Origin of the sequence: Odoribacter laneus YIT 12061 (genome assembly GCF_000243215.1) — a bacterium.
Classification (GTDB): Bacteria; Bacteroidota; Bacteroidia; order Bacteroidales; family Marinifilaceae; genus Culturomica; species Culturomica lanea.
Map to the genome: position 1 here is coordinate 1,278,587 of NZ_JH594596.1, position 25,297 is coordinate 1,303,883.

Consider the following 25,297-nt stretch of genomic DNA (forward strand, 5'->3'; position numbering starts at 1 on the left):
CAAACTCTTTGGTAATTAAAAAATATATACTACTTTTGCACCACGAATTTTCCTTAGGGGTACAATAAGCGGACAAGAGCCCACCCCATGGTACTAACATTAAAACAATTTAGAATGTACGCAATTGTTGAAATCGCAGGACAGCAGTTTAAAGTAGAGAAAGACCGTAAAGTGTATGTCCACAGACTTGATGCAGAAGAAGGTGCTCAGGTTGAATTTGAAAATGTACTTCTTGTAGAAGACGGAAGTGACATCAAGATCGGTACGCCGAAAGTAGAAGGCGCAAAAGTTACCGCAAAAGTACTGGCTCATGTAAAAGCCGATAAAGTGATTATCTTCAAAAAGAAAAGAAGAAAAACGTTCAAAAGAAAGAACGGACATCGTCAATGCATGACGCAAATCCAGATCGAAGCGATCAACGCTTAATTTTATTGATTCCGTTAAGGAATGGTTATCAAACAATTTGTAAACTTTAAAATTTTCAAAATATGGCACACAAGAAAGGTGTCGGTAGTTCCAAGAACGGCCGTGAATCCGAAAGTAAACGATTAGGAATCAAAATCTGGGGCGGACAAATAGCCAAAGCAGGCAATATTCTGGTTCGCCAGAGAGGTACTGTACACAATCCCGGACAAAATGTAGGTATGGGTAAAGATCACACCTTATATGCATTGGTTGACGGAGAAGTAGTCTTTACTAAAAAACAAAAAGATAGATCCTATGTTTCTGTTAAGCCTATTGCTTCTGCAGAAGTAGCTGAATAAGCAGGGATAAAGATTAAAAACTCCTGTATTCTGCATGAATACAGGAGTTTTTTTATATATTTACATTCTCAAAATAAGGGGCAATTTTTCGACCTTTTAAAGTTTGAATGTTTTATTCGGACAGAACCAGGAGAAAGAAAAGTTAAATTGTCCAGGACTTGAATGTTTCGGAATCGGAAGTACCCGAACGACAGTATTTACAGGACCGGGAAGTACCCCAGCCGGAAAGTCGTTTTTCGAGGACTCCTAACAAAATCTAAATAGTTATGTTGAATCTCAAATTTATCCAGGAAAACAAAGAAACTGTCATCGAACGCCTGGCCGTAAAAAATTTCGATGCCCGCCATCTCGTAGAAAAAATCATTACCCTCGACGGGGAACGGAAAAAAATACAACAATTATCGGAATCGAAACAAGCCCAAATGAACAGTATCGCCCGGGAAATCGGAGCGCTAATGAAAAACGGAAAAAAAGAAGAAGCGGAAAAAGCCCGTTTGGAAACAACAGAATTAAAAGAAGAAATCGCAGCTTTGGTTCCGCAACTCAATGCCATCACCGACGAGCTGACGGAAGTATTACTGCGACTTCCAAATATGCCACACAGCTCCGTACCCCGAGGAAAATCAGAAGCTGATAATCAAATCGCAAAAATTGTCGAAAGCATTCCCCAACGGCATGAAAACGATTTACCCCATTGGGAACTGGCAAAAAAATACAATTTAATCGATTTTGAAGCCGGAGTAAAAATTACAGGAGCTGGCTTCCCCGTATACAAAGGTCTGGGAGCCCGGCTGCAACGGGCTTTGATTCATTTCTTCCTAGAAGAAAATATAAAAGCCGGTTATGAAGAAATAATGCCTCCCCTTATGGTCAATGCAGATTCCGGTTATGGCACCGGACAGCTTCCGGATAAAGACGGACAAATGTACTATGTGAACGAAGATAAACTCTATCTGATCCCGACCGCAGAAGTTCCTGTAACCAATTTGTACCGGGATATGATCCTAGAGGGAGAACAATTACCGATTAAAAACACGGCCTATACCGCTTGTTTCAGAAGAGAAGCCGGTTCCTACGGAAAAGACGTACGCGGCCTGAACCGCCTGCACCAATTTGATAAAGTAGAAATCGTACAAATCACCAAGCCCGAAATTTCTTATGAAGCTTTGGACGGTATGGTAAAGCATGTGGAAAGTCTGCTGGTTAAACTCGGTTTACCTTATCGCATTGTGCGTTTGTGCGGAGGAGATATCAGTTTTACTTCAGCCTTGACTTATGATTTTGAAGTATTCTCCAAAGCCCAGGAAAAATGGTTGGAAGTAAGTTCTGTATCCAATTTTGAAGATTTTCAAGCCAACCGTCTGAAATTACGCTACCGGACCAAAGGAGAGAAAAAAACCAATATGGTACATACCTTAAACGGTAGCTCTCTGGCCCTTCCCCGGATCGTGGCGGCCTTACTTGAAAATTACCAATGCGCTGAAGGCATTCGTGTACCCGAAGTTTTACAACCTTTCATGGGCACCGAATTGATCAAATAGAATAAATTCTTTCCGGAGTTAGCCGACTCCGATCTATCTCCGGAAAGCAATTTTCTCCTTCCGTAAATCTATGCGACAATAATCATTGAAGAATATGCGTATTATTTTCAATACAACCTTTATCGTAAACGAATCGATAGAAACGGAATGGATTTCTTTCATCCGGAAATATTATCTTGCTTATCTGCGCCAAAACAGACTCACTCAAGACATTTTATTTACAAAAGTCTCTATCGATCAGCCCGAGGGAAAAACCTATTCTTTACAACTGGTTTTCGACAGTTCGGAAGCTTTGGATTGTTTCCTGAAAATTCATCTTCCTTTGATGGAAGAGAAAATCAGCGAAAAATACAAAAATTATTACCTTTGCTTCAGTAGTATATTGACAGAAATAGGAGAATCCCAATACTAAAAAATTATCCTCCAAACGCTCTGTTATCGTAAATCGAATACGAATCAGTAGTGTGCTCTCTTTAAGTCGGATAAAATGGAAAAATTAATCATGGGCATCGACCCAGGTACAAACTTTATGGGGTATGCCGTTATCAGTACCCAAGGTAAAATCCTGAAACCCCGGCTGATCGTATCGGGAGTACTTGACATGGACAAAATCCACGATCCTTACCTCAAACTCCAGCATATTTTTCAGCGTAGTTTACAGGTAATTGATAGTTATCATCCCGACGAACTGGCTATAGAATCGCAATTTTATGGCAAAAACGTACAATCCATGCTTAAATTGGGGAGAGCCCAAGGAGTAGCTATTGCCGCTGCCCTTCAGCGCAATATTCCCATTTTTGAATATGCTCCCAAAAAAATCAAAATGAGCATTACCGGCAACGGTATGGCCTCTAAAGAACAAATCGCTATTTTTCTGAGCAAATTTATGGACATCCGCACTACTTCCGAAAACCTGGATGAAACGGATGCCATCGCTATTGCTTTCTGCCACCATTTACAAGGAAATCTTCCCACTACTGGGGGTTCCAAATGTAAAAACTGGAGTGATTACATCAAAAAAAATCCGGATAAACTACTTTGAAAAATGGAAAATCCCGTCATTCAAATTCAAAATCTAAAGAAAAGCTTCAACCATCAGGAAGTTTTAAAAGGAATTGACTTAGAAGTAAATGCCGGAGAAGTAATCGGTTATTTGGGAAGTAACGGAGCCGGTAAATCCACAACAGTAAAAATATTATGCGGAGTTATACGCGATTTCGAAGGAGATATCCGGATTCTAGGTCATGATCTTAGGCAGGAAGACATTACGATCAAGAAACGCATCGGTTACATCCCGGAAAATGCAATTATGTATGAACAACTTACTCCCTTGGAATATCTCGAATTTACAGCCAGTCTCTACGGGATCACTCCGGATATTGCCCGCCAGAAAAGCACTGACTTATTAGAATTATTCGAAATGAAAAATTTTCGCAACGATCGTATGCTCCATTTTTCAAAAGGAATGAAACAAAAAATCCATATTCTTTCCGGGCTTTTACACAATCCTGATATTCTCTTTATGGACGAACCCCTGAATGGATTGGATGCCAATGCTGTCATTATGGTAAAGGAAATGATCTCCCAACTTTCCAAAGAGGGGAAAACGATTTTCTACTGTTCTCATCTGATGGATATTGTCGAACGAATTTCCACCCGGATTATCTTGCTTAATGAAGGTCAGATTATTGCAAACGGAGCTGTTGAAATCCTGAAACAACAATCCGGGTCTTCCTCCCTGGAAAATTTATTTTCTAAATTAACCGGACAGACAGATTCTACGGAAAAAGCTGAAAAAATTATTCATGTATTTGAGAAAAAGAACCAATGATCCGCTTTTTACTGTTTCTAATAATTCCTTTCCGCTCTTTTTTCAACAGCAGGGGTGTCAACTTTGAACAGCTCACCACTGTCATCCGTCTGAAATTGATGGTAGATAACAGAACTTCGAGAAGAATAAGTGGAAAAAATTCGGAAAAAATAAATTCTGCCCTTCTCCAACAAGGTTTCAGCCTACTATTTTTCGGTACGGCATCTTTCCTTATTTCCTATTCTAAAAGCGATATACAGACCGCAATCCTTTTATTCCATTCTATGATTCTAGTGATGCTGGTCCTTTCTCTCTTATCGGAATATACTCAAATGTTATTCGACCCGAGGGATATACACATTTTATCCCGCATGCCGGTAAATGCACTCACGCTCTCTGTGGCCAAACTGATTACCCTGGGTTATTATATATTCTTTTTAACCTTATGCGCAGCTATCATTCCCCTGTTTATTGTGGGGATCCGGCAAGGAAGCATTTCCGGTCTTCTTTTTCTTCTCTCTGCCTTGAGTAATAGCCTATTTGCTTTATTAATCACCAACTTAGTTTATAGGGGATGCCTTCATTTCCTATCAAAAGAAAAATTCCAGAATATTCTGAGCTATATACAAATCGGAATGGTGGTCTTGGTTGTCTGCAGCTATCAGATTCTCCTGCATACAGCGGATTTCTCCATCGGACTTTTCTCTTCTTTTTCTCTGGGGGCAATCCTATTACCTCCCGCCTGGTTTACTTCTATAAGCCTACTCGCTATTTCCGACCATCCTTGTATTTGGTATTACACCGGAATCGGAATTATTATTCCCCTACTTTCGGCCTATGTTTCTTTTAAATGGTTTACTCCTTATTTCTCCACTCCTCTGAATCCTTTGGAAAGCCAGCCCTCGACAAAACAGGAAAAGGCAAAAAAAGAAAAAATAGCTCAGTTTCTGACTTCTCTTTTCGCCCGCCACCCGCTGCAAAAATCGGGATTTATGCTTAGCTGGCGACTGACTTCCGGTAACCGGAAATTCAAAGAAGCCATTGTGCCTGCCATCACTTATATGCTGGCAATTATCATCATTCAGCTTATCTCTTTCTTCCAGGAAGGGAAGGATACCCCCTTTCTCTATATGCCTCTCTATTTTTCGCTGATGGTAGCCTACATGATTACCGACAATATGAAGTATAATGAACAAGGCAATCAGCTTTGGATTTATCAGGCACGTCCCCTTATTTACCCGGGACAATTCATCCTAGGAGCCTTTAAAGCCGTTTATATAAAGTATTTTATTCCTTTGTACTGCGGGATCGGCCTACTCCTTCTCTGCCTGGGAGGAATAAGACTTTTGGATGATATTGTATTTATATTCACCCTAATTACGTTGATAACCTTAGGAACGACACTGGGTATTTTCCCTTTTTTCCCTTTTGCTCAGGAAAGAAACAGTTTTGGGAAAGGGAAAATACTTCTTTACTCTTTTTTAGCTACCCTCCTCAGTTTCGCATTTATTTTCCTTCACTGGGGACTTCAAAATCTTCCCTACGGAATTCCTGTAGCGATTCTTCTTTTGTGGGGTTGCCTGTTGCAATTGTCTCGTCGTATGAAACGAATAAGCTGGGAGAAATTAGAAAAAAACTTCTGAAAAGTTATTCCTCTTCTTTTTTCTTCCGGAAAAGATTTCCAATCTTTCGGAAAAAACCTTTCTTTTCCTTCTTCACGACAGTATCAGTAGGATGAACCAAAGCTCTTTTTTTCAATTTTTTATTTCCGATCCGTTCAAATAAATTCATCTTTTCCTGAAAAATAGGGATATCCAGTTCCTTTTGTTCCGCCACAGGTACAAGTGGAAAAGAGAGGCTCTCCCAACGGGCATAGGCAGGATCTTTCAGACATTCCCGCATAAACAGGCCGAATATAGGCAAGGCCATATGAGCTCCTTGTCCCAAACGTATAGAATTAAAATGTATATTCCGATCGTTTGCTCCTACCCGTATGCCGACTACGATGCGGGAATTATACCCGATAAACCAGCCATCGGCCTGATTCTGGGTTGTTCCCGTCTTTCCGGCCAGTTCATTTTTTAAACCGTAAGTCGTCCGTAACCTCCTCCCGGTTCCTTCGTTGATCACCGCCGATAAAATGTTGCTCATCACGTATGCTTCCTGGGAGGGCAACACTTCTTTTGACTCCGGAACAGGAGCCTGATACAAAACCGTTCCCGACTGATCTCTGATTTCCAATAAATAATAAGGAGTCATTAATTTTCCGGCATTGGCAAAACACATATACGGCAGAATCATTTCTGATAGAGGGATATCCGCACTCCCAAGAGCAAGGGAAGGATACTGAGGCAACTCAGACTTAATCCCCAAATTCCGGGCATGCACAATGGTCTTCTCTATTCCCGTTTGCAACAAAACTTCCACTGCAATGGTATTGATGGATTTGCTCAAAGCTCCTTTCAGCGTATAATAACCGGTATAATCATTATCCGAATTCCGGGGCGTCCAATCCTCATATTCTTTATAGGTTTTCTGTTCGTTTTTATAATAAGCATCTAACTGTGCCCCGTTATGAATAGCCGCACTATATACCACCGGCTTAAAAACAGAACCAACTTGCCGGGGAGCTTCAACCTGATCGTATTGAAAATATTTATAATCCAAATCGCCTATCCATACTCGTATTTTACCGGAATTCGGCTCTACAGCTATCATTCCGGGATGTAAAATTTTCAAATAATGTTTGATAGAATCGATAGAAGACATTTCGGCCGAAGCTTCTCCCTGATAAGCACTATAAACCATCATCGCTTTTTTACGATTCATGATTTCAGCAATCTGTTTTTCATTGTATCCTTGTCCTTTTAAGCTAAGGTAAACAGGACTGTTTTGGATAGCCTGTTCCAACACCTGAGGTTTATTATACCAAGGTTCTCTATTTTCCCAATGACTATAAAACTCATGCTGGAGTTTTTTCATATGTTCCTTTACGGCCGCCTCTGCGTATCGTTGCATATCGGCATTTAAAGTCGTCGTCAGTATCAGACGGTCTTTGTATAAATTGTATGCCGTACCGTGAGTCGTATTATAGGCTGCAATAATCTCCGAAGCATCCCGTCGTATCTTTTCCCTTAAATAAGGAGCTAAACCCGTATAGTGATTGACAGCCTTATAATTCAATTCCAACGCAGTTTCCTTCGCCCTCTCTCCTTCTTCCTCATGGAGGAAATCATATTTTACCATCTGATGAATCACCGTATTACGGCGCTGTATAGCTCTCTCCGGATGCAAACGCGGATTATACCAGGATGGCCCTTTTAACATCCCGATTAAAGTAGCGGCCTGAGGAATGGTTAAATCGGAAGCAGAAACTGAAAAATATTTTTGAGCCGCACTTTCAATGCCATAAGTACGTTCTCCGAAAGAAACCGTATTCAAATAAAGTGTCAGAATCTCTGGCTTCGAATAAATCTGCTCTAAACGGTGAGCGGTAAATATCTCTTTCAGTTTGATTACAGGCATAAAAGAAACCTGTTGTTCTTCCCGGGGATATAAATTCTTAGCTAATTGCTGACTGAGCGTACTCCCTCCGCCGGAACTCCTGTCCCCCAATAGGAGCGTCTTGAAAAAAACCCGTAAAAGACTGATTTTATCCACTCCCTGATGCTCGTAAAAACGAACGTCTTCCGTTGCAATCAACGCATTTATAGCATTCGTAGAAATATTATTAAACTTGACATTCGTACGGTTTTCAATAAAATATTTACCTAATAACTCCCCGTCCTCACTGTAAAGTTCAGAAGCTTCATAATTCCGTATTTCTTTCAGCTCCTGATAATCCGGAAGAGGCCCCCACAGGCCGACATAAACAGAATAAACAAATAATCCGCACAAAAAACCTCCCAGCAAAATACTCCCCAATATATATTTTAATACACGTCTTTTACGTCCTTTTTTTGCCTTCTTTCTACGTGTGACCGATTTTCCTGACATAACTTTTGAATTGAATTTCAAAGATATAGAATTGTCTTAACAATTAAAATGTTTGAACGCTTTCCCCTTTAAACAGTTTCACATTCAAACATTTATACTTTTCAAACAGTTTCCTATCCGAATAGTTGAATAGTTAACTTCTTCTATTCCTTTACGCCATATACGTGTTGAGATATCTTCTTAACAGCGACTACGAAAAATCCGGTTAATATAAGATTCAGTACCAAACTGAGAATGGACACAATTACTGCAATTCCTCCCAATTGATAACTCAGCGCAATGACAATAATTCCGGCTCCTACCTCTCCACGGGTAAACATACCGATTGAAAGTGCCAAACGTTCCAATATATTCCGGTCCCGATAAAAAAACAAAGGAAACATTTTTCCGAGATTAGAAAGCAAGGTTACCATAAACACGTGAAAAGCTATAGTACCCCAACCGGGCATCTGGAAGCCGGAAGTAGCCGTATCGATCCCGATAAAGAGAGGAGTACTCAAACCGACCAAGAACATAAATAAATAAGAGATGAAACTGGCTACATTTTCTTCTGTCTTACCTGTTTTGTGGACAGTTTTCATTACCATTCCCAAGACAAAAGCCGGCAATAACACTTCAATATGTATAGCTCCTTCTCTTCCCATCAACGACTTGGTCAGTATATAAATACTTTCACACATAGCCACCAGACAAACGGCATAGAGGAGAATCGCTTTCCAGGATTGAGGTAATTCCAAACGACTCAGTTTCTTCCACCCAAATATCAATAACAGGCAAACGACCAATACGATAATAAACAACTGCCATTTAAAACCTATCATCAGTATCTGTAACGGAATCATCAATAAAATGGTATCCAAATCGTCAAAAATAGCCAATACCTGAGTTTTCTGGTATATCCATTCTTTTTTCAATCCGGCAGCAGCCAACATGGTAAAGAGAATCCCGGCAGAAGTAGGAGCAGCAAACCGGCTGACCAGCAGATTTTTATCCCAGGACAAGTCATTCGCCGGCAGGATATAGATATAATAAAAAGCAATTAACAACCAAGGAACGGCCGCTGTAGCCATTGCTATAAAATAATCCTGTGCATAAGATTTCCATCGGCTTTTGTCCAATTCAAACTCCCGCCCCACATTAATCATAATAAAGGCCAAGCAAACAAACATCAAATTTTTAAAAACCAATTCAAAATTAGAATAGGAACTTTCGAAAACTGAAGGTAATAATTGGGAAAGGAATAAACCGCATAATAAAAACAGGGAAAATAATAGAACTTTTTTCATTCGCTCATTGCTTTTAAGGTACTTATTCAGGACTCATCCGTTATTAAATAGCCTCATACAGTAAACGTACAGCTAACTATGATCTTGATTATTACCCGACTAAAAAGTAAAACTACGGTTAACTTAAATTCAAAATCATTACTGATTAGCCGACTTTCAGGAAGTAAAGGGCTAGCTTTTATTCGTCAGTCCTGTTTTATACGACAAAAATAGAATAATTACCGTCATTTTTGCAAAAAATCTCTCCTCTTTCCTTCTATTTTTTATTTTTCTTTAGAGAGATTCGTTTAAATGCGGAAAAAGTAAAAATAGATAAAGATCCGAACATCACTCATAAGGTATCACTCTGGGCTTATCTACCTGATAATCGTAAAAACCATTCTGCAGATTTCCGGACATGGAAGCCTGAAAACTTCTTACATCTCCGGGAACCCGGGGATAAAAAGATAAGCGGAGGGTAATATTTTTGAATACAATATTATCGTTCCTCAACGTTACAGCAGCTCCAAATCCCCAGTAAGTCTCACTTTTGAATATAGACTTTTTTTCCGGGGCTAAGACACCCACATCTATAAAACCTGTTAAGGACATACGAAATCCTTTTTTAATATAAGGCAGAAAAAAAGTAGCCGACAGGGAAGTAGAAAGCTTCTGATTCCCACCCAAAGTGTCGGAATCAAACCCTAAAATATCATAATCCTGAAAATGCAAGTAATCGGAAGGATATCGGCGAATTCCCGTAATATAATTCACATCGTTATAGAAACGGAAACGCCAGTTTCCGATAGTTTGCAAATTACTGATATGATGCAGTCCCACTTTAAAGAGTCCCCTTTCGAAACCTCCTTCATTGAGATAAGCCCCAAGTGCAGCATCCGCAGCGTAAAAACGTTCCGTATGGGAATTAAAATGAGAATAGCGGGCTTCATAACCGATATAACCCGAGTTTTGAAACTCATTCTTCTCAAATCCGAAAGTCAAAGCGGAATAAAATCCGGTAGGCACATCCTCGGTACGTCCGAAATCGTAAATAAGATTAGCTTTATAATATTTCAATTTCCGGTAAGTGAAAGCCCAAAAGATATTTTTCCGATTGTAATAAAACTGGTTTGTATCGGAAGATACGACAGGACGCTTATTGAATATAGTATTTAAAAAACGGGTCGTAAAATAGATATTCCGTGTGTACCGATGTCGTGTTTTCAACAAAAGAGATCTCCCTAACCAAATATCCTGAGAGTGATAATTAAAAGGTACTTTCTGGTGTTCTATGTTAATATCCGGTAACTCATCGGAACGAAAAATCCGGCTGAGGGTTATTCCCCCTGCCCATTTCACCCGGGAAGTCAGAAATTGTCGGTTTATTTCCCCCCAAATCTGTTTGGAAATATAATCGTTCTGATAATAACCCGTCACATCAAAGTGAGTCCCGAATATACTGTTTACTCTATATTCCAACATATTTCCCCACTTCTGTTCCTTTGTACCCCGGTAGCTAATCTGATATTCTACAATATGCCCTAACTTCATAAAATTCTTATTGATTAATTTCACCCGGGCATTATTCAAGAAATTAGAAGAAACTTCCGCTCCCCAAGAAAAATCGTCTTTGCAGATAATAGTCAAAATAACTTCCTGTGGATTTTGCGGATCTTCGTCCACCATGATCGTAACGTCATCGATATAATCCAGTTGCCGAAGCAGGATTTCATTTTGCACTAATTCGAAAGGGATCAAAACCATTCCGGGTTTTATCGTCAACTGCCTTTGCAGGGTTCGCTCCGAAGATTTCATATGAATTTTATTGGCAGCGTTTTTTAACCAGCCCAAATCCATCTCAGCATAAGTAGTATCATATACACTGGTTCCATAGGGAGGCAATACTTTTATATTGATTTTTTGGATGATCTTCCCCGCATAAGCTTCAAAACGGGCCTCACTGTTTTGAGTACGCATTACATTTACCCGGTTGCGTTTAGGATTGACAAAAATTAATTTGTAAAGTTCTTTTGTAAAAGAAGATTTATAGGCCGCATTTTTAATCCGGGTATACTCATAAGCCAAAGTATCCCGGATCAGGCTATCCGGACGATACACCACAGGCACAGAGAGGATGTTTTCTTTTTTTACAGAAATAGTATCCTGGGCGGGAACCGCAAAAAGGCCGGTAGAAAAAAACAATTCTACCAATAAAAATATTATCGTTCCGAATCTGCTTGCTCCCTTAGCCATCTCTATTTCTTCTCTCTTAACGCCTTCATTTTTTCTACTCTTCTTTAACAACCAAGTCTTTAAATTTTTCTGTCATCCAGACCTTGTTTTCCCCCTCCTGCTCGTATACGAAACAAACTTCTATTTCTGCATTGTTTTCCACAATTTTTTTACTTTCTTCCAATCCTAAGACCATAAAAGCTGTCGCATAGGCATCCGCTTCCATACAAGTCGGAGCGTAAACACTCGAACTGAGAATATCCCGCTGCACCGGATAACCGGTACGCGGATTAATGGTATGAGCATACTTTTTCCCTTCGTGTATATAATAATTACGATAGTTTCCGGAAGTGGCAATAGCACCTCCGGTAAACTGAATAATCATTTGTAATTCTCTCCCCGAGGCGGCTACATCGCCAATGGGTTTATCAATCCCGATTCTCCAGGGTCTTTCTTTATCGCTTTCTCCTTTGGCCCGTATCTCTCCGCCAATATCGACCATATAATTCCGTACTTTATGGCCCTCCAGAAATTCGGCCACCAGATCCACGCCCAAACCTTTGGCTATGGAACTGGCATCGATCTCCATCTCCTTCTTTTCTTTCAGCAAATGACATCCTGCTATTTTCAATTTCTCCATACCGATATATTGTAATAGAGAATCGATTTCTTCGGGCAAGGGGAAACGGTTTTGCTTATATCCAAATCCCCAGGCGTTCGCCAATGGAGCCACCGTAATATCAAAAGCACCCTTCGTCTCCCGGTTTATTTTTTCTGCTGCTTGAAACATCCGCATAAACAGGGAATCCACCTCCTCACTCTCTCCCCGATTCCATCTGGCAACGACAGAACGGGGATTAAACATCGATAGGGAAGCATTCACTTTCTCCATCTCAGCCTTCAGCTTTTCCGAAAAATCCTCTTTAGCTTCGTAAGTAATCCGATAATAGGTTCCGTATATCTTTCCTTCTATACGCCTGTATTGCTCGCGCACGCAGGCACTGAATAAACAGATCATCCCTATAAAAACAAAAAATCTCATCATTTTTTCATTAAATTATAGAATAGCACTTAAAAAACACCCATAAATTTATTTCTAGAAATAATATCCCAGATTAAAATAAAAGCCTAATTTTTTATCCCAGTTCGACAAACTAAACACCACATCTATCGGTCCGATCAAACTATCGTACGAATAAGACAATCCTCCTCCCCATAAATCCGTTCCTCCCAAAATATCGAAAAAACGGTCATCATCCTTGGCATAATTCACCATAGCTATGGCATAATGATTTGAACCTATGCGATATCTGAATTTCGCCTTCCACACCAATACGGTATTATCGAAAGTCTCCAAATGCTGAATACCCACAAAAGGCAGTTGCTGACTCCTATACCTTCCTCCGACAACCCCTCCCATGTAATTTAAATAAGCAAAAGGAATATCCCGGCCGATCAGTACCCTCCCATAAAAAGAAGGAAGTATAGAAAAACGGTTTGTAACCGGTACCACAGCAGCAAAACTACCGTCAAGAGCAGAGAAAGGAGCTCCGTGATCGTAATGTAATCCATTCGTTGTATAAAGAGAGTATTCTCCTTTCACAGAAATACCTCTTGTAGGATAATACCTCTTGTCAAAAGTTTCATAATGCGCCAAAGCATGATAACTGAAAAAGCCTTCCGGACGAGCTTTCACTGCATCATTGGCGGAAGCATATAAAAAAGAATTATAGTCAAAATACTCATAACGTAGCCCCAATACAAACTTGCAATTTTGAATATAAATATCCGAGAAATTCAATTCCGCCGTATGCTGGGAAAAAGTAATATTATCCAATTTATGCCCCTTCCGGTAAATGTCAATATCATTGTATTTATACATATAAACCAGACTGGCTCTCCTCAAAAAAGTATTTCCAAAGGAATATTCTACCCGGGCATACGGATTCTGACTTAAACGTCCAGTCAGAGACAATTGGAATCCCCGCAAATGCTTGTGAGAAAAAGTAGTATTCAATAAAATCGCAGCCATCTCCTCCGAATCGAAACGGAAACCGAAATTCAAAGAACTCATTGACCTTTCCTTCAGTATCAATGTCAGATCGTAAACGTCTGTCCCGCTTAGCGCATAATTTACGTAAGAAAAAGCCCCTGTACCGTATAGAACAGCAATTGCCCGATGCAAATCCTGGATTGAAATATAAGAATAATCCGATAAACCGGCTTTTTTCCTCACCCATTTTTCCTCCCGACTTCCCACTCCATGAATATAAATACGTCCAATCACCAACGAATCTGTCCGGATAAATTTATTATCTATTACTTTCTCCCCATCTTCTGTAGGAGTCAGCCCTATTTTTTCCTTTAACTGCATGAATTCATCCCATTGTGCCCGAGCCGCTCTTTCTCCTCTTAAAATCAACGTATCAATATCCACAGCGCTAAAACTAGCTGCTGAATAAGGCACGATATCCGGCTTAATATATATATCACATAATTTGATATTGTCCTCATATTTCGCCATTCCCATAAAAGAAGTCAACTGATCGACGATCTCAATAGCAGTATTCAGTTCATTCATTTTGCGAAGCTCTGAAGAGACATCTACCCCTATAATGATATCTGCCCCCATCGCCTTTCCCACATCTGTCGGAAAATTATTGGCTATTCCCCCGTCTACCAGCAGCATAGTATCCATGACAACAGGTGAAAATACACCCGGGATAGCCATACTGGAACGCATAGCCATAGCTAAATTTCCCTGATCTAAAATGACTTCCTTCCCATTTACCAAATTAGCCGCTACACAGGAAAAAGGAATCGGTAAATTTAAAAAGGAAACAGAATCGTGATAGCCTATAGTCAATTCGGAAAAAAGACTATATATATTTTGTCCACTGATAAAACCAGAAGGTACCTGAATCCCTTTTCCGCCGATCATGGGAATAGAAACCAGATATTTTTCGTCTTTTTCCTTTTCAGAAAACGGCAAATCATACCGATATACCCGGTTACTCAACAGAAAAGGCCATTGCTGTTTCCGGACCAAGGTGTCCAACATACCCGCATCGTATCCGATGGCATATAAACCTCCGACAATAGATCCCATACTCGTCCCTGCAATATAATCGATAGGAATACCAGCCTCTTCCAATACTTTCAGGACACCGATATGAGCAGCCCCTTTCGCCCCCCCGCCACTCAATACTAACCCGACTTTTTTCCGTTCTGCCTGAAGTCCCCCTCCTACTAAAAACAAAGCAACTAAAACCAACAAAACTTTCTTCATCGGGTTTTTATTAAAAATGAAACAATAGAACAAATTTAATTCTATTTTAAGAAATAATTTCAGCCTATAACGTTAAAAAAGGTAAGAAACTCTCTAAAATGTACATTCCTCGTACAATTTTTTGTATGATTCCTTTCTTTTTACTTCGTTCCGGAAATTTTAGCAATTTGAACCGGTAAATTAGCAGAATATTTCATTATTTTTGCCAATAAATGAAATAAAATTTCAATTTTTCACGATCTAAGAAAACTATTTTCTTTCAAAATGAAAATCACAAAAAACGACTATGGCAAAAATTTTAGTCATCGATGATGAAAGGAGTATCCGGAATTCGATGAAAGATATACTTACTTTTGAAAAACACGAGGTTCTCGTAGCTGAAAACGGTATGGAAGGTTTAATCGCCGTAAAAACAGAAAAACCGGATTTGGTTTTTTGTGATATCAAAATGCCGAATATGGAAGGAATCGAAGTACTGGAACGGATAAAAGAATTTTCCCGGGACACGCCTGTTGTCATGATTTCCGGCCACGGTACTATAGATACAGCCATTGAAGCCATCAAAAAAGGAGCTTACGATTTTATCGAAAAACCTTTAGACTTGAACCGAATTCTGATTACGATCAAGAATGCGACGGACAAAACACAACTTATCCAGGAAACTCAGACCTTAAAAAATAAAGTCAGCAAAAAATACGAGATGATCGGACACTCTGAAGCTTTGGAAAAAGTAAAAGAGATGATTGACAAAGTAGCGATTTCCGATGCCCGTGTCCTGATTACGGGACCGAATGGTTGTGGCAAAGAATTAGTATCCAGACAATTACATGAAAAAAGTAATCGCCGGGAAAATGCATTTATAGAAGTCAACTGCGCCGCTATTCCTTCTGAATTGATTGAAAGCGAATTGTTCGGACATGAAAAAGGTTCTTTTACTTCGGCTATCAAACAAAAAAAAGGAAAATTTGAACTGGCCAACGGAGGAACTATTTTTCTGGACGAAATCGGAGACATGAGCCTAAACGCTCAGGCCAAAGTACTGAGGGTACTGCAAGAAAACAAAATCAGCAGAATCGGAGGAGACGGAGATATACAAGTTGATGTACGAATCATTGCCGCTACCAATAAAAACCTGAAAGAAGAAATTACAAAAGGGAACTTCCGGGAAGATCTTTACCACCGTTTGAGTGTAATCATCATAAACGTTCCCTCTTTGCGGGAACGAAAAGAAGACATTGAAGACCTGATTGCGTATTTTATAAGCGAAATTTGTACGGAAATGCGCATTTCTCCCAAAACCATGACTCCGGAAGCCATAGAATTGATGAAAAGTTATGAATGGTCAGGTAATATACGGGAATTACGCAACGTAGTTGAGCGTCTGATTATCCTTTGCGGACCTGTCATTACTGCAGAAGATTTAAAACAATATAAATAACCAGAGTATGGAAAAACTACACATTGCTATTGTAGGCCGTCGTAATAGCGGAAAAAGTTCCCTCATCAATGTCCTTACCGGTCAAAAAGTGGCAATTGTATCCGATGTTCCCGGTACTACTACCGATCCGGTAAAACGGAGTTACGAAATTCCGGGGTTCGCTTCCGTTGTATTTATAGATACGGCCGGAATAGACGATACGGGAGAACTAGGCCGCCAAAGAATTGCTAAAACAACGGAAATCCTCCCCCAGTCGGATTTTATACTCCTCCTCATTACGGAAAATCGTTTTGAAGCCATGGAGGAAAATCTGGTTCGTCAAATTCAAAACCTGCATATTCCTTTTCTTATTCTACACAATAAATCCGATATTCTTTCTTTACATCCGGATGTAAAAAATACATTAGAAAGCCGGTATAAAACCCAAGTTATCGACTTTTGTTGTCGTCGTCCCGAAAATATTTCCGAATTATTCGAAGCCATTCGGAAATTAAAACAAATATCGACTTCCCCTTCTTTATTGGGGAAAATCATTCGTCCCCGGGACATTTTGCTACTGGTGACGCCGATAGATTCGGAAGTTCCGGTCGGACGTCTTATCTTACCCCAGGTACAAATGATACGGGATATTCTGGATAACCATAGTGTGAGTATTGTTTTACAACCGGAAGAGATTTCGTCTTTCCTGCTGACAACCGGCATCCGGCCTCGATTGGTAATCACAGACAGCCAAGTGTTCAAAAAAGTAGCAGAACAAATTCCTGCAAATATACCCCTCACCAGTTTCAGCATTGTTCTGGCCCACCGGAAAGGCTATTTTCAAGAATACATAAAAGGTACCCGGACGATAGACCGTTTACAGGACGGGGATACGATACTCCTGTTAGAATCCTGTTCCCACCATACGACCTGTGAAGATATCGGAAGAGTAAAAATTCCAGCTCTACTGAAAAAATATACCGGGAAACAATTGAATTTTGAATTTATTCCAGCCTTAGACCCTCTGGAAAAGTCACCCTCAGCCTATGCCCTGGTGATTCAATGCGGGGGATGTATGGTCACCTCCCAGCAACTACAAACCCGTCTCCGTCCCTTTATCGAATCAGGGATTCCCGTAAGTAACTACGGGATGACACTGGCTTTCCTAAACGGTATATTCGAACGTTCCATTCAGGAATGGGAAAAGGAATAAACAAATACTTATCCGGCTCCTACCTACAAAACAGTTGCCAAAAGTTCAAAGCAGATTTTTCCCGACCAATCTGCTTTTCCTTTATTCCATCGTTTTAAATCCTTCTCCCAGAATCTCTTTTGCTTCCATAATCGTCGTGAAAGCTTTGGGATCAATTTTAAAAATAGCCCGTTGCAAAGTAACGACTTCCTTCCGGTTGACAACCGTCATAATCATTTCCTTCTCGGAGCGATTAAACATTCCGTTCACAGGTACAATAGAACCTCCCCGATGCAACTCTGTCAAAATATAATGCCGGATTTCTTCTGTTTTTTCAGAAACGATAAAAAACGTCTTATCACTGGAATACCCCTGGATTACAATATCAATGACCTTACCCATTAAGAAAATGGTCAACCAGGAATAAAAAGGCACCTTCCAATCCTGAAATACGATCAGACCACACATCACAATAACAGAGTCAATCGTCATCTGCAACATGCCGATCGGTTTCCGTGTCAACTTATTCAAGATAGAGGATAACACATCCGTACCTCCGCTGGAAGAACGGGTTTTCAATATCAATCCAGCCCCGATTCCGATCACTACTCCTCCGAATATACTGGCTAACAAAACCTCATCCTGCAATTGAAAAGGGTCGTAAGGATGAGGATGTCCCAAAGCTTTTAATACAAGAGGCATACCATCCGCAAACATAGCCACCAATAAAAAACAAATAAAAGTTTTCACCCCGAATTGCTTTCCCAATACTTTTACCCCCCACAAACTCAGTGGCAAATTAAAACACAAAGCGGCCAAACCAATGGGAAAGCCCAACTGATAATGTAAAATAGTAGAAATACCATAAATACCACCCGGTACAATCTTATAAGGGGTCATAAAAAAAGTATATCCAATAGAAATGACAAAAGCACCTAACAGAAGGGTAGCATAGGTTTGAAACCAATGGGCAGAAAAAATTTTTTCCTTATAAAAGGAAATATTCATTACATTCATTTTGTAGATTATTTAATTCATTTGAATTATCGGGCACGCCCCTTTTTATTTCCGCGCGCAAAGATACTCCCCCCCCTTACAAAAAAATATGACATTTGTCATATTTTCAATTCTTCCCGAAATAGAATAAATTTAAGAGAAATACCACTTTTTACAGAAAAAAATGCGTATCATTGTGTAAAATTACCGGAAAAATCCGGTGATTTTTTTGAAAAATCCTGAACCCAATTGTTTACATTCTTTGTAAGTCATTACAGAATGAACAATTCTGTATAATACTTATAAATTTATAAACAATCCGAATGAGTAAAACAAAAAACAAAATTATCTCTGTAGCGAAAAACTTATTTCGTGAAATCAGTGTCTACAAAGCAACTATGAGTGACATCGCCTCTGCAGCTAAAATGAGCCGGCGTACCTTGTATACTCATTTCAAAAGTAAAGATGAACTTTATAAATATGTCATAGAAGACGAAGTAAATACAATCAATCAAATCCTTCAAAAAGCGGCCGATTCAAAACTCCCGCCAGAAAGAAAACTCAAGCTCTATATTTTACAACATTTCGGAGTTATCGACAGTCTCGTACGGAACAATCGTTACATACGTTACGATTTTCTTTTCAATAATATGCGTATCGAACATTTACGCAAAGACATCGATCGGAAAGAAATAGACCTGCTGACCGGAATCGTGCGGGAAGGAAAAGAAAAAGGAATATTCCGCGTAAGCGACCCGGTTATCTTTTCTCAAAACCTCCTACTGATGTTTAAAAGTCTCGAACAGGCCTTTATTCTGGCCAACCGAAAAGATAAAAATTCCCGTACTATTTTAGAATACATAGACCTCATGTTCTACGGTATCATTACACATTAGGGACGTGCCCTAATGTGTAATTTTTCCTTTTTCTTCCAACACATACAACTGTCCGGCCTGATATTTCACCACCTTTATTGTACTGCCTTTTTGAATATATTCCCCTTGCTCTGTCATGGCATCGTACACTTCCTCGTTGATTATAACCTTACCGGACGGTCTTAAATCCGTTAAAGCCACGCCTATTTTTTCAATCTCTCTGGCTGCCGTCATATCTACACCCACATATCCTTCTTCGGGCCGTTGTTCAGCCTGTAGTGCAAAAGCCCATCGACGGGAAGCAAACAATTTCCCTCCCAGCCATAAACTCAATCCCAAACCCAATAATGAACTGACCACTACCACCAATAAGGATTTCAGCAAAGCTCCTACAAAATCTCCCATAAACTCAAAAGAAAACTCGTCAATTCCGGCCATTACCAGTGCCATTATGATACAAATAATTCCGGCTATACCTGTCACACCAAAACCCGGTATCACAAATATCTCCAAGAGTAACAGCAAAACTCCTATAACAAAAAGAATAATTTCCCAATAACCGGCAAATCCTTCCAAATACAATGGGGCAAAATACAGCAGACATGCAACAGCCGCAGCCGCCAGAGGAAAACCAATTCCCGGAGTCTGCAATTCAAAATAAATACCTCCTATAATCACCATAATGAACAATCCCCTTACAAAAGGATTAATCAAAAAACCGATGATCTTATCCATAGCTGTAGGCGTGTACGTTGAAATCGTATAATGCTCTACCCCTTCCTCCTGCAGCACCTCTTCCACCTTATCCGCTATACCATCGCAAAATCCGTATTTCACGGCTTCATGCGGTGTAAAAGTTACCACCTTTCCGCTATCCGATACTCCGGCTATTGTAATAGTCTGATCTACCATAGCTTCAGCAATATGCGGATCCCGTTTCCAGCGGTAAATCGTATCTCTCCCCTCCACTATCGTATCTTTTCCATGGGCCTGAGCAGTCGATCGGATCATAGAACGCATATAAGACTGATATTTATCCGGCATAGCTTCGCCTGTTTGATTTACAACTGTAGCTGCTCCGATATTCGCCCCTTCTCTCATATAAATCTTATCACAGGCAATCGCAATCAATGCTCCTGCCGAAGCTGCATTATTATTGATAAATACCCAAACCGGTCGGGAGGAATTTAAAATCAGACTCCGTAAAGAATCGGCATACACCACCATTCCTCCATACGTATTCATATCGATCAATATATAATCTGCTTTTTCCTGCTCCGCTTTTTCAAAAGACTTCTTCACTAGTCTCCATATTTCAGGTCCGATTTCATCTTTCACATCGACCTTAAACACCAAAGACCGCTTTTCTTCGGCCATTCCTTTCAAAACAGTAAAGCCCAAAAGCATTATTAAAAAACACCATTTCCACCTCATTGCAATATACTTTAATATCTACAAATCTATAAAATTATCTTTATAAAAACAGAAAAAGAAAGACTTATCTGCCCGGAATAAAAAGAGACAAAATTTAAAAACAAAAGTCTAAACGATAAGATAATTACGGCCAGCCCGATACATTCTTCTTATTTTTTAAGTTCTATCTTTTCCGTTTCCTTTTGTGTAACTTGATGTACGGCCACCGTTCCCGCTATAACAGAAAGAATGGAAACAAAACTGCAAGCGATAATACTAAACCAGGGAACCATTAAAGAAAAAGCAAAAATCACTCCTACCCCTGTTACTATCCCCACATTTTTATTCACATAGCGAACACTTTGTTTTACATTAAAACGCTTCCGTTCGATGGCATAATCCACAAAAGAAAAACCATAAAAATAAGCAGACACCAAAAACAAAGCCACAGGCGACAGCAAACCAATTAGGGGAATAAAAGAACAAAAAAATAAAAATACGGTAAACAACAATTGAAAAATCATATTCCGAAACGCAATCAATATACCCCTAAAAATTTCCCAAATTAATTGGCGTAAACTAAAGGGATATTCTTTCCCGGAAAGATAGACTTCCGTACGTTCGGAAAGCCAGGAATACACCGGAGACATAATAATCAACACAATATATCCCCCAAAAGTAATAAACAGAAAAAAATAAGTTATTTTCAGAACGATCCTCACCAAAAAACCCAGCGTACTATTCAACCATTGTAACCAAGATATCCCTTCCACCCACTCAGCGATCTTTGCCTGAACGATTTCTGCCAGCCCGTCTCCAGCAAAAGACACCAGCCAACTGCCTCCCCAAAATAATAATACCAATGCCAAAGCCGGAAAGAAAAGAAATCCAAAAAATTTCCGGGTAAAGAGAATTTGGAAAGCTTTGCCATAAACTCCGATTCCTGCAAAAAATCCCTCGAAGATACTCATTTTACAAATTTCAAATGTTTAAAAATACAAATATTCCTAGGATCAACAGTCCTTCAAACCGAAACTATTCTTTGCCGGACCTAAATTTTATTCTTTCTGTCTTTGTCGGCAAACATTCGTTAACCCCTCATAAGAGTGTCAAAGATAAAATATTTTCCTTTTAACACAATTTTCAAATTTCAATTTTCAAATTTCAATTTCTTAATCCTATTTTTTGTACTTTTGTAAACCAGTAAAAAAGGGTGTATTTTTATTCTCTCGGTTATATAAATTAAAACAAGATAGTATGCAAGCATTAACTGCAATCTCACCTATAGACGGTCGTTATCGGGACAAAGTCGAAAGTCTTGCCCATTATTTTTCTGAAAGTGCGTTAATCCGTTACCGGGTAATGGTAGAAATTGAGTATTTTATTGCTCTTTGCGAACTTCCTTTACCGCAATTAAAAGATTTTACGCCTTCTCTTTATGCTTCATTGCGGGAAATATATTTAGATTTTACCTTGGAAGATGCTCAAAAAATAAAAGATATTGAGAAAATAACCAATCACGATGTCAAAGCTGTAGAGTATTTTATCAAAGAAAAATTCGATACCTTAAACTTACACCCCTATAAAGAATTCATTCATTTCGGATTAACTTCCCAAGATATCAACAACACGGCTGTTCCCTGCTCTTTCCGGGATGCCGTGCATCATGTATATTACCCGGTTATCGATGAATTAATTGCCAAGCTGGAAGAATTGGCAGAAGAATGGAAAGATGTTCCGATGTTAGCGAAAACTCACGGACAGCCGGCTTCTCCTACCCGTTTGGGAAAAGAATTAAAAGTCTTCACCTATCGTTTAAGCCGGCAGCTGGAATTATTGAAAAAAGTAGCAATTTCTGGAAAATTCGGAGGAGCCACAGGTAATTTCAATGCTCACCACATTGCCTTTCCCGAATACAATTGGGCTGAATTCGGCAACAGCTTTCTCACTCAAAAGCTGAAAATAGAACGGGAAACATATACAACCCAAATCTCCAATTACGATAACTTTGCCGCCTTATTCGACAATTTACGCCGCATAAATACAATTGTCATCGATTTAGACCGGGATTTCTGGACCTATATTTCTATGACTTATTTCAAACAAAAAATTAAAGCAGGCGAAGTAGGCTCTTCTGCCATGCCACATAAAGTAAATCCCATCGATTTTGAAAATTCAGAAGGAAATCTGGGCCTAGCGAATGCTCTTTTCGAACATCTGAGCAATAAGCTTCCCATTTCCCGTCTGCAAAGAGATCTGACAGACTCTACCGTATTGCGTAATATCGGAGTCCCGCTAGCTCACACCATCATCGCTTTTAAATCTACATTAAAAGGATTAAATAAACTGATTATCAACAAAGAAGCAATCGAAAACGACTTAGAGAAAAATTGGGCTGTCGTAGCGGAAGCCATACAAACTATTCTACGTAGAGAAGGTTATCCCAATCCTTATGAAGCGTTAAAAGCACTGACCAGAACAAACAATAAAATTACGCAGGAATCCATAGCAGAATTCATTGACACTTTAGAAGTTTCTGAGGAGTTAAAACATACATTAAAACAAATTACCCCGTCGAATTATACGGGTATTTAATAATAATTGTCCTTTCCGGCAGGATGTTTCACAAACATTCACCCGAAAGGGCAATTTTGACAGACTATTTATGCACGATTTACTGATCATTTTAAAACGATTTATCCCTCCTTATAAGTTTCGGGTAACTAAAAGTATCCTTTATAATTTTCTACATGCTATTTTTGGAAGTATCTCCATAGCTATGTTAATTCCCGTATTGGGTATTATTTTCGATAATCAAAGGGAAGTGACGACTTCCGTTCCTTTTGCTTTTGATACCAAAACACTCAGTCATCTGTTTAATTACTATATCACAGAGATCAAAGTAAATTACGGACAATCCGCGACCCTGGTTTTCGTAGGCTTAATTGCCGTCATAGCCACGGCTTTTAAAACGGGATTTGCTTATTTGGCTGCTTATGAACTGATATACATCCGAAACGGAGTAGTAAGGGATATCCGCCGCAAAATTTATGCGAAAATTCTCTCTCTTCCATTACCTTTTTTCTCAGAAGAACGAAAAGGAGATATCATTTCCCGTATGACAGGAGATGTACAGGAAGTAGAAGCCTCCGTCATGAGTTCTTTGGATATGTTTTTCCAAAGTCCGATACTCATTATCGTATACCTGGCTACGATGTTGATCATGAGTTGGCAGCTTACCCTATTTGTGTTTATCCTGCTTCCGCTCATGGGAGCTTTAATCGGCAAAGTCGGCAAAAACTTGAAGCGGCATTCCTGGGAAGGACAAACCAAAATGGGAGAAATATTGTCCCTGATGGAAGAGACATTATCGGGATTGAGAATTATCAAAGCTTTCAACGCAGAGAAAAAAATGACGCAAAAATTCTCGGAAGAAAATGAAGAATACCGGCGTATTCAGAATCGGCTGATGCGTCGTCGTTCCCTGGCTCACCCGATGAGTGAATTTTTAGGAACCATCGTCATTGTCATTATCCTCTGGTTTGGAGGTACGCTGGTACTCAAACACCAAGGCTCCCTATCTGCGGAACAATTCATTGCCTATATCGCTCTCTTTTATTGTATCATCAATCCGGCTAAAAATTTAACCAATGCGTATTACAGTATCCAAAAGGGATTGGCAGCCATGGACCGGATCGATGTAATCTTATCGGCAGAATCTTCTATTCAGGAAATTGTCCAACCGGTAAAAATCAAAGAATTCAAGCATCAGGTAGAATATAAACACGTTCATTTCTCTTATAATGAAAGCAAGCAAGTGCTGAAAGATATTAACCTGACGATTCCCAAAGGCAAGACCATTGCTTTAGTCGGCCAATCCGGCTCCGGGAAAAGTACATTTGTCGACTTACTCCCTCGTTTTTACGATGTCAACGAAGGGAGTATCTGCATAGATGGGACCAATATACGGGATATTTCCCTATACGATCTCCGGGGATTAATGGGAAATGTCAACCAAGATCCGATTTTATTTAACGATACGATATACAACAATATTGCCTTCGGAGTGGAAACTGCAACCCCGGAGGAAATTGAGAACGCAGCGAAGATCGCCAATGCCCACGATTTTATCATGCAAACAGAACACGGTTATCAAACGGTGATCGGAGACCGGGGAGGCAAACTCAGCGGAGGTCAGCGTCAACGGCTTAGTATTGCACGAGCTGTTTTGAAGAATCCTCCTATCCTGATTCTGGACGAAGCCACTTCTGCTTTGGATACAGAATCAGAAAAACTGGTACAACAAGCTTTAGACAATTTGATGAGAAACCGAACTTCTATTGTCATTGCTCACCGGCTTTCCACCATCCGGAATGCCGATCTGATTTGTGTGTTTCATGAAGGCGAGATTGTCGAAAGAGGAACCCATGAAGAATTACTCAAACAGAATGGAATTTACACCAAACTGTACAATATGCAAAACTTTTAACCCGCACCCAGAAAATCT

The 25,297-nt window shown here is 39.7% G+C and carries 20 protein-coding genes; 12 read left to right on the plus strand and 8 right to left on the minus strand.

The window, feature by feature from the left end:
• Nucleotides 1-114: 114 nt before the first annotated feature.
• The 7 genes from rplU to HMPREF9449_RS05410 all read left to right on the plus strand — a co-directional run bounded on the left by rplU (nucleotide 115) and on the right by HMPREF9449_RS05410 (nucleotide 5,758).
• Complete coding sequence (gene rplU, locus HMPREF9449_RS05380; protein WP_009136228.1) at nucleotides 115-426, plus strand: 50S ribosomal protein L21; 312 nt, start codon at nucleotides 115-117, stop codon at nucleotides 424-426.
• 62 nt (nucleotides 427-488) lie between these two features.
• A complete protein-coding gene (rpmA, locus tag HMPREF9449_RS05385) occupies nucleotides 489-764 on the plus strand; it encodes a 50S ribosomal protein L27 (RefSeq protein ID WP_009136229.1) in 276 nt (91 codons plus the stop codon).
• 266 nt (nucleotides 765-1,030) lie between these two features.
• A complete protein-coding gene (gene serS, locus HMPREF9449_RS05390) occupies nucleotides 1,031-2,305 on the plus strand; it encodes a serine--tRNA ligase (RefSeq protein WP_009136230.1) in 1,275 nt (424 codons plus the stop codon).
• 94 nt (nucleotides 2,306-2,399) lie between these two features.
• Nucleotides 2,400-2,717 carry a DUF4286 family protein gene (locus tag HMPREF9449_RS05395; protein ID WP_009136231.1) on the plus strand — a complete coding sequence of 106 codons (318 nt, stop codon included), beginning with the start codon at nucleotides 2,400-2,402 and terminating at the stop codon, nucleotides 2,715-2,717.
• A gap of 75 nt (nucleotides 2,718-2,792) precedes the next feature.
• Nucleotides 2,793-3,347: a crossover junction endodeoxyribonuclease RuvC gene (gene ruvC / locus HMPREF9449_RS05400; RefSeq protein WP_040611229.1), complete on the plus strand. Its 555-nt coding sequence runs from the start codon at nucleotides 2,793-2,795 to the stop codon at nucleotides 3,345-3,347.
• A 3-nt stretch (nucleotides 3,348-3,350) separates the two neighbouring features.
• Entirely contained in the window at nucleotides 3,351-4,136 is a 786-nt protein-coding gene (locus HMPREF9449_RS05405) for an ABC transporter ATP-binding protein (protein WP_009136233.1), read from the plus strand.
• Between the two features lie 263 nt (nucleotides 4,137-4,399).
• Nucleotides 4,400-5,758 carry a hypothetical protein gene (locus tag HMPREF9449_RS05410; RefSeq protein ID WP_147640025.1) on the plus strand — a complete coding sequence of 453 codons (1,359 nt, stop codon included), beginning with the start codon at nucleotides 4,400-4,402 and terminating at the stop codon, nucleotides 5,756-5,758.
• A gap of 4 nt (nucleotides 5,759-5,762) precedes the next feature.
• Here the strand turns inward: HMPREF9449_RS05410 and HMPREF9449_RS05415 are convergent, their stop codons facing one another.
• The 5 genes from HMPREF9449_RS05415 to HMPREF9449_RS05435 form a co-directional block, all read right to left on the minus strand.
• Entirely contained in the window at nucleotides 5,763-8,111 is a 2,349-nt protein-coding gene (locus HMPREF9449_RS05415; RefSeq protein ID WP_009136235.1) for a transglycosylase domain-containing protein, read from the minus strand.
• Between the two features lie 143 nt (nucleotides 8,112-8,254).
• Nucleotides 8,255-9,397 carry a cation:proton antiporter family protein gene (locus HMPREF9449_RS05420; RefSeq protein WP_009136236.1) on the minus strand — a complete coding sequence of 381 codons (1,143 nt, stop codon included), beginning with the start codon at nucleotides 9,395-9,397 and terminating at the stop codon, nucleotides 8,255-8,257.
• Nucleotides 9,398-9,724: 327 nt separating this feature from the next.
• Nucleotides 9,725-11,629 (minus strand): BamA/TamA family outer membrane protein, encoded by a 1,905-nt coding sequence (locus HMPREF9449_RS05425; RefSeq protein ID WP_009136237.1) that lies wholly within the window; start codon nucleotides 11,627-11,629, stop codon nucleotides 9,725-9,727.
• A gap of 34 nt (nucleotides 11,630-11,663) precedes the next feature.
• Complete coding sequence (locus HMPREF9449_RS05430) at nucleotides 11,664-12,650, minus strand: FAD:protein FMN transferase (protein ID WP_232211408.1); 987 nt, start codon at nucleotides 12,648-12,650, stop codon at nucleotides 11,664-11,666.
• A 54-nt stretch (nucleotides 12,651-12,704) separates the two neighbouring features.
• Nucleotides 12,705-14,897, minus strand: a complete 2,193-nt coding sequence (locus tag HMPREF9449_RS05435) for a patatin-like phospholipase family protein (protein ID WP_009136239.1) — start codon at nucleotides 14,895-14,897, stop codon at nucleotides 12,705-12,707.
• Nucleotides 14,898-15,183: 286 nt separating this feature from the next.
• Between HMPREF9449_RS05435 and HMPREF9449_RS05440 the strand changes: the two genes are divergently transcribed.
• Together HMPREF9449_RS05440 and hydF are read left to right on the plus strand one after the other, a co-directional pair.
• A complete protein-coding gene (locus HMPREF9449_RS05440; RefSeq protein ID WP_009136240.1) occupies nucleotides 15,184-16,335 on the plus strand; it encodes a sigma-54-dependent transcriptional regulator in 1,152 nt (383 codons plus the stop codon).
• 7 nt (nucleotides 16,336-16,342) lie between these two features.
• Entirely contained in the window at nucleotides 16,343-17,527 is a 1,185-nt protein-coding gene (hydF, locus tag HMPREF9449_RS05445) for a [FeFe] hydrogenase H-cluster maturation GTPase HydF (RefSeq protein ID WP_009136241.1), read from the plus strand.
• Between the two features lie 81 nt (nucleotides 17,528-17,608).
• On the opposite strand, the gene HMPREF9449_RS05450 is transcribed toward hydF, so the two are convergent.
• On the minus strand, nucleotides 17,609-18,523 hold the full coding sequence (locus HMPREF9449_RS05450; protein ID WP_009136242.1) for a YitT family protein: 915 nt from the start codon (nucleotides 18,521-18,523) through the stop codon (nucleotides 17,609-17,611).
• A 302-nt stretch (nucleotides 18,524-18,825) separates the two neighbouring features.
• Here HMPREF9449_RS05450 and HMPREF9449_RS05460 point away from each other — a divergent pair, with 302 nt between their 5' ends.
• Nucleotides 18,826-19,398: a TetR/AcrR family transcriptional regulator gene (locus HMPREF9449_RS05460; RefSeq protein ID WP_009136243.1), complete on the plus strand. Its 573-nt coding sequence runs from the start codon at nucleotides 18,826-18,828 to the stop codon at nucleotides 19,396-19,398.
• A 9-nt stretch (nucleotides 19,399-19,407) separates the two neighbouring features.
• Here HMPREF9449_RS05460 and HMPREF9449_RS05465 read toward each other — a convergent pair whose 3' ends face one another.
• Together HMPREF9449_RS05465 and HMPREF9449_RS05470 are read right to left on the minus strand one after the other, a co-directional pair.
• Complete coding sequence (locus HMPREF9449_RS05465) at nucleotides 19,408-20,811, minus strand: NfeD family protein (protein ID WP_009136244.1); 1,404 nt, start codon at nucleotides 20,809-20,811, stop codon at nucleotides 19,408-19,410.
• A gap of 149 nt (nucleotides 20,812-20,960) precedes the next feature.
• Nucleotides 20,961-21,761: an EI24 domain-containing protein gene (locus tag HMPREF9449_RS05470; RefSeq protein ID WP_009136245.1), complete on the minus strand. Its 801-nt coding sequence runs from the start codon at nucleotides 21,759-21,761 to the stop codon at nucleotides 20,961-20,963.
• A gap of 286 nt (nucleotides 21,762-22,047) precedes the next feature.
• Here HMPREF9449_RS05470 and purB point away from each other — a divergent pair, with 286 nt between their 5' ends.
• Nucleotides 22,048-23,385: an adenylosuccinate lyase gene (gene purB, locus HMPREF9449_RS05475; protein ID WP_009136246.1), complete on the plus strand. Its 1,338-nt coding sequence runs from the start codon at nucleotides 22,048-22,050 to the stop codon at nucleotides 23,383-23,385.
• 70 nt (nucleotides 23,386-23,455) lie between these two features.
• Nucleotides 23,456-25,279 carry an ABC transporter ATP-binding protein gene (locus HMPREF9449_RS05480; RefSeq protein ID WP_009136247.1) on the plus strand — a complete coding sequence of 608 codons (1,824 nt, stop codon included), beginning with the start codon at nucleotides 23,456-23,458 and terminating at the stop codon, nucleotides 25,277-25,279.
• Nucleotides 25,280-25,297 lie beyond the last annotated feature (18 nt).